The organism is Deltaproteobacteria bacterium, assembly GCA_011773515.1.
Lineage (GTDB): Bacteria > Desulfobacterota > Deferrimicrobia > J040 > J040 > WVXK01.
The window spans coordinates 1-5,029 of sequence record WVXK01000058.1 but is presented as its reverse complement, the minus strand read 5'-3'; the positions used below and the strand labels follow the sequence as shown (position 1 = coordinate 5,029).

Below are 5,029 nucleotides of genomic sequence, written 5' to 3'. Positions count from 1 at the left end.
TCGTGATCGCCCTTGCCCCGCACACATCGTCCTGGGATTTTGTGACGAACATGGGTACCATGCTTGCGATGGGCTTCCGAAGCTACTGGTTGATAGCGGACGCCTATGACTGGTGGCCGCTGGGTTACTTCATCCGCCGGCTGGGGGGCATCCCGATTGACCGCTCTATGCACCACGACCTCGTGTCCCGGATGGTAAGGAGGTTCAGGGAAAGCGATTCGTTCATCCTTGCCATCTTCCCCGAGGGGACACGGAGGAGGGTGCGGCAGTGGAAAACGGGATTCTGGTATATCGCCGCCGGTGCGGGTGTGCCGATCCAGCTCGTGGCGGTCGACTATGAGAAGCGGGCCACCCTGTTCGGGCCCCTCATCGAGCCGTCGGGAGACATCGAAGCGGATATGGAGATAATCCGGGAATACTTTCAGGGGGTAAGGGGTAAGCGCCCGGACCTGTTCGATCAGGAGTGCCGGTAGGCGCTTGCGGACGGACGTATCTGCAACGGTCCGGGATGGGAAGTGTTCGGGCCAGAGCGGGAGACGGGAGAGCGGCACACCCGTACCCTAAAAGGCCAGCCCTGACGCCCCGCAAAACCGATCGCGGGGAGAGGGAGCCGGGATTGGCGGAGATCTTTCTCACCTGTTTGCGCCGCTTCAGTACGCCCCCTCGTCGCGCCCGCCGCTGCAGGTGGAAAAATCGCCCCGGGCAAAGTTGTTGCTGCCGCCGCTGACGCAGGAAAACATTCCGCTTGCGACGTTACCCCAGCCCCCGCTGACAGAGGAATTCAGGCTGGTGGCCTCGTTCTGGCTGCCGCCGCTTATGGAGGCGTAAAGGCCACGGGCCATGTTGTTGCCACCGCCGCTTATGGAGGATCGGTTTCCGCTGGCCTCGTTACCGCTGCCGCCGCCGACGGATGCCTGGGTGCCGCTTGCCACGTTGTACGTGCCCCCGGTTACCGATGCAAAGGGAGCGCTCGTTTTGTTGTTGGACCCCGCGATCAGCCCGCCGTAGCTGCTGAAGCTGTGCCACGGCCCGACTACGAGGTTGTGTGAGCCCGTGCGGGGCATGGGTGCGGCGGGGATGATCTCGTTGTAGCCGACCACCAGGTTGCCCAGCCCTGAGAGGGGCTCGCCCCGTGCGATGTTATCGCTCGTGGAACCGGACCCGCTGCGGACGTGGATGTTGACCCCATCGAAGATCATGTGGGGGCCGGCGAGGCCGCTGATCGATTCCGTGCTCACGCTCACGAAACGAAGCTTTGCCTCGAGATCAGCCACCCGCTGCGTAAGTTCGGCGATCTTTCCTTCCAGGGCCTCCTTCTCTGATTTTTCCATTGACTGCACCATGAATGGAACGAGCAGGATGACTGCCAGGAGCATGGGAAGGAATGTCCGTTTCATGGTTATTCCCCCTTTCCGTTCGTTGAGGTTTCACTGCGGAACAGACCAATGCCGGCACCGATAGTCTGGTTTCTGCGATAGTCACCTCCTCTCTGTGAGAAGAGCTTGTGCCTGTGTTGGGGGTCACCTTCTTTTCTGGTTCAATTGAAAGGGTTAGAAGCTGGTGTGCGGGAGTGACGAACGAACCGATTATATATATTATAGGAATATTTCCACGATAGTGTCAAAAGCAAACGACCGCCTCCTTTCCGCCCTTCCCCGAAAAAGGACCCCGTTTTCCTGCTACCATAGAAAGTAGGTCGAATGATCTGCGCAGAGGTGGGCAGGTGTCGAAATTCTCGAGAAGATGCTGAAGGGGTGTGGAAGAGGATGACGGACACCGTTACGCGGGAGTTCAACGAGCGGGAGAAGGCTGTTTTTGAGAGGCACCTCGCCATGGAGAGGCCGCCGAGAGAGCCGAAAGGACCCTGGCTGGGCTGTCTGATCATGAGCATCGCCGCGGGAGGGCTGGCTTACTTTTTCCGGGGTACCGGGGCGGGGGCGGTATTGCTCGTTTTCTGCCTCGCAGGACTGGTCATCGTGGCGCTTTTATCGATGGAAAACGTAAGGTGGCGGAAAGAGCGTCTTAACGTTGCGTTGCGGCTCATCGAGGCCCTCGAGGAGAACAGGGTTGAAGCGGCGCGGTTCCGGGCGTCGGAAGTGGTTGTCGAGATAGATGAGTACGCCACAAAAGTGTACTATTTTGCTATAGGCGAAGGCCGCATACTCAGGGTAGAGATCGGCAGCGAACAATGGCCCGCAGAAGACCCCGGTGACGGGCATGCCCTCTACGTGGAACCGGGACAGGATACCTGGCCAAACGACCGCTTCGAGATAGTCCGAACGGTGAAGGGGGGGTTGTGGGTGGGCGTTTTCTGCCTCGGGGAAAAGCTCGACCCTGTCCGCCAGATCAACACCATCGAGGAAGCCCCTCTGGTTTCCGGGCCCGGCTCCCCCGTGGCGCTGTTTGCAGGCTCTCTTGAAAAGCCGGGCGAGAAACCGATCGGACAGTGGGTGTAGCCCCGTCGAAGGCGGTTTTTTACCGGCAGGCGTAAACGGAGAAAACGGAAGGAAAGGGAGCGTGGGACGATGAATTTGACAGATTCGGAAAAGGTCTTTTACGAGTGCTTCGAGATGGTGGCGAAGAGGCCCTACCTGGGTTACCTGGTGGGAATCGCCCTTTTTTTCATCGGCCTGGGCCTTTACTCGAAGGGGATGAGGCTCGATCAGTCCGGGAAGATCCTGCTCGGGGGCCTTTTCATCGGCGTGGGCCTCTTTGAGATAATCGAGTCCTACATTCTCTACCGGCTGTACACGATCATCGAGAAGAGAAAGGGACCGGAGCATTGACCGGCGCATCGGCAGGTCAAACCGAAGACGAAAGGAGAATGACGATGAATCACGGGGAGAGGGTGAAGTTTTTCGTTCTGGGCATGCTGGCGGCAGCGGGGCTGATGCTCCTTGTCGCCGCAGGCGGCAAGGATGGGGAAGCGGGAAGATATCAGATTTCGAGCTGGAGCGCGGCGAGAGGATACGGGGTTTTCGTCGTCGACACGAAAACGGGGGTTACCAAGAGCGTTTACTCAACCGAGTCCCTGAGCTCCTCCTACAGCAACCTGGGAAAGGGTTTCGACGAGTATTACGGGAGATGATTGAACGGGAGTGTGCGGCGCGGGGGTCTGTTGCGGTACTTCTTCGAGCGTGCGCCCGAAGGTGCGCGGACCCGGCGCGGAGTGATCTTTTTATCGGAGTCCGCAAGGCCGAAAAGGGCGCCATCTGCCTGAAACTTCGCACCCTAAAATCGACCTAATAGATACCTGACGCCCTGTGTCTTTTAGCCGGGACGCATGGATCGGGAGCCGTGAGATGGGAAAGGACAATCGAAAGAACCGGGTGCCTATCGTCGGGGAGTGGAAGCCTGTCTCGTTCATGATACGAAAGGAAAGCGGCGAAGAGGTCTATCCCTTCGGAGAGGACGCAAGGGGGTCCATCATCTGCACGGAGTCGGGTCGATACTTCGTCCAGCTGACGCGGGCAGATCGGATTCTTAAGAAATCAGAAAAACAGCCGGGATTTGCGATGAGCAGGAGAGAGGGGTTCCGTGTGGTGAAATGACCGGGCCGGATTTCAACCGCAGCAACTGCACGACGATTTTCTGAGCGGGGAGGGTTTTGCATCTCCCCGGTACGGGTTATCCTCGCCTGCAAGGCAGCAGCTGCCGGGCGGGGAGTTGCCCCCCTGTTTTGCCGATACCGGGGCGATCTCAACGATCTGGCTTTTTTTCTCCGTGAATTCGAGACCGGGATAGGATACGCGCTGCACGCTGGTCCTGTATGCTTTCGCGCTCGCTATCGACAGTGCGAAAATGGCTATGATGAGAAGCAGTTTTTTCACCGGCCCACACCGTTTCAAGAATTTCTACGTACTGTAATATACCATGATTTCCGCGGGAAGGTTGCATTTTTCCCGTAAAAATATCCATGCAGGCCGGCTAAAGAGTCAAATCCTGCAGATATTTTTCATTCCCGCGGTCAGCGTCGGGAAGGGGTGCAAGGGGAAACTCACTGAGCCCGGGGGGAGGGCCGGGTCAGTGCTCGAAAGATAAAAAAAAAGAGCCTCCCCGCAACGGGATGTTCTGGGAAGGCTCTTTTTTCTTGAAAGGGGTAAGCCGGGGCAGAGACGTAACACGTTCTCACGTCAAGCAATGCCCCGCTGTCAGATACCCCTGATTCTCGATCAGATGAAAATAATGATTCATGCTGTCCCTGTCAACAATTTATTCGTGAGTCGCCATTTTTTGATGGCCCCATATCTGTTCTTGATTCAGAAAAAGAGAAAAGGGGGCCAAAAGCCCCCTTGTTTCGATTTATGAATCAGGGAAGATTGAGTGTCTGCCTTGGACCGTAATTCCGGTAGATGTAGTAGTGATTAGTGGACGAATCGGGATTGGTTACATTGAATACCCTCTGACGTATCTGAACATACCAGGTCAAATTAGTTTGCCCCTTGAGCCTTGTAACTTCAGAAGCAGGAATCGTATAAGTGGTGTCGGATGATGATAGGCTTGCCTGTAAAAGGAGGTCACCGAATCCATCACCGGAATCTTCGGTTGTCTCCACATACACCCTTGGTATAGTCACCTTGGAGGGACCCCCCGGCATAGATGGCGGATTCGCCCATGAAAAGGTAACGGTCCCATCGGAATTGGCACTCACGTTCATAGAATCCCCCTGAACCTTGCTGACTTCGTCAGGAGCTTCGTAGTAAAGCCATACTTCGTGCTGGATATCTGACTGATCCGTTACGACAGCTTTGTAAAATCCTGAAGTTAGGTCTGGATACGTCACATCAAGGAAACCGAATATCTCGCTATAGGGAAAAGATACAGGCGGACTCGGTCCGTTTCCATCCCCGTCAAAATAAAAAGGAGAAAACCAGAGCTTCCAGGGGGCTGAATACGGTGCGGGGTCGAGGGGCACCTCGTTCATCGACGGATACTCATAGACCCGTACGTCCTTGATAGCACTTGGGAACACAAGCATACCGTCGTCTGGGTTTGTGACCTGTATATTGAAATAATAACTCTTTGTTCC

The 5,029-nt window shown here is 56.2% G+C and carries 8 protein-coding genes; 5 read left to right on the top strand and 3 right to left on the bottom strand.

Annotation, left to right across the window (positions count from 1 at the left end; all coding sequences use genetic code 11):
• The coding region (locus tag GTN70_06520; GenBank protein ID NIO16640.1) for a glycerol acyltransferase at nucleotides 1-473 on the top strand (473 nt) is incomplete at its 5' end.
• 177 nt (nucleotides 474-650) lie between these two features.
• Here the strand turns inward: GTN70_06520 and GTN70_06515 are convergent.
• On the bottom strand, nucleotides 651-1,397 hold the full coding sequence (locus GTN70_06515) for a hypothetical protein (GenBank protein ID NIO16639.1): 747 nt from the start codon (nucleotides 1,395-1,397) through the stop codon (nucleotides 651-653).
• 369 nt (nucleotides 1,398-1,766) lie between these two features.
• On the opposite strand from GTN70_06515, the gene GTN70_06510 reads away from it, so the two are divergent.
• From GTN70_06510 to GTN70_06495, 4 genes are all read left to right on the top strand, one after another.
• Nucleotides 1,767-2,456: a hypothetical protein gene (locus GTN70_06510; protein ID NIO16638.1), complete on the top strand. Its 690-nt coding sequence runs from the start codon at nucleotides 1,767-1,769 to the stop codon at nucleotides 2,454-2,456.
• Between the two features lie 69 nt (nucleotides 2,457-2,525).
• The gene (locus GTN70_06505; protein NIO16637.1) at nucleotides 2,526-2,786 is read left to right on the top strand and encodes a hypothetical protein; all 261 of its coding nucleotides are present in this window, start codon (nucleotides 2,526-2,528) and stop codon (nucleotides 2,784-2,786) included.
• Between the two features lie 44 nt (nucleotides 2,787-2,830).
• The gene (locus GTN70_06500; GenBank protein ID NIO16636.1) at nucleotides 2,831-3,088 is read left to right on the top strand and encodes a hypothetical protein; all 258 of its coding nucleotides are present in this window, start codon (nucleotides 2,831-2,833) and stop codon (nucleotides 3,086-3,088) included.
• Nucleotides 3,089-3,302: 214 nt separating this feature from the next.
• Nucleotides 3,303-3,551, top strand: coding sequence for a hypothetical protein (locus GTN70_06495; protein ID NIO16635.1), 249 nt, complete (start codon nucleotides 3,303-3,305; stop codon nucleotides 3,549-3,551).
• Between the two features lie 12 nt (nucleotides 3,552-3,563).
• Here GTN70_06495 and GTN70_06490 read toward each other — a convergent pair whose 3' ends face one another.
• A complete protein-coding gene (locus GTN70_06490) occupies nucleotides 3,564-3,830 on the bottom strand; it encodes a hypothetical protein (protein ID NIO16634.1) in 267 nt (88 codons plus the stop codon).
• Between the two features lie 479 nt (nucleotides 3,831-4,309).
• On the bottom strand, nucleotides 4,310-5,029 hold a 720-nt coding region (locus GTN70_06485), incomplete at its 5' end, for a hypothetical protein (protein ID NIO16633.1).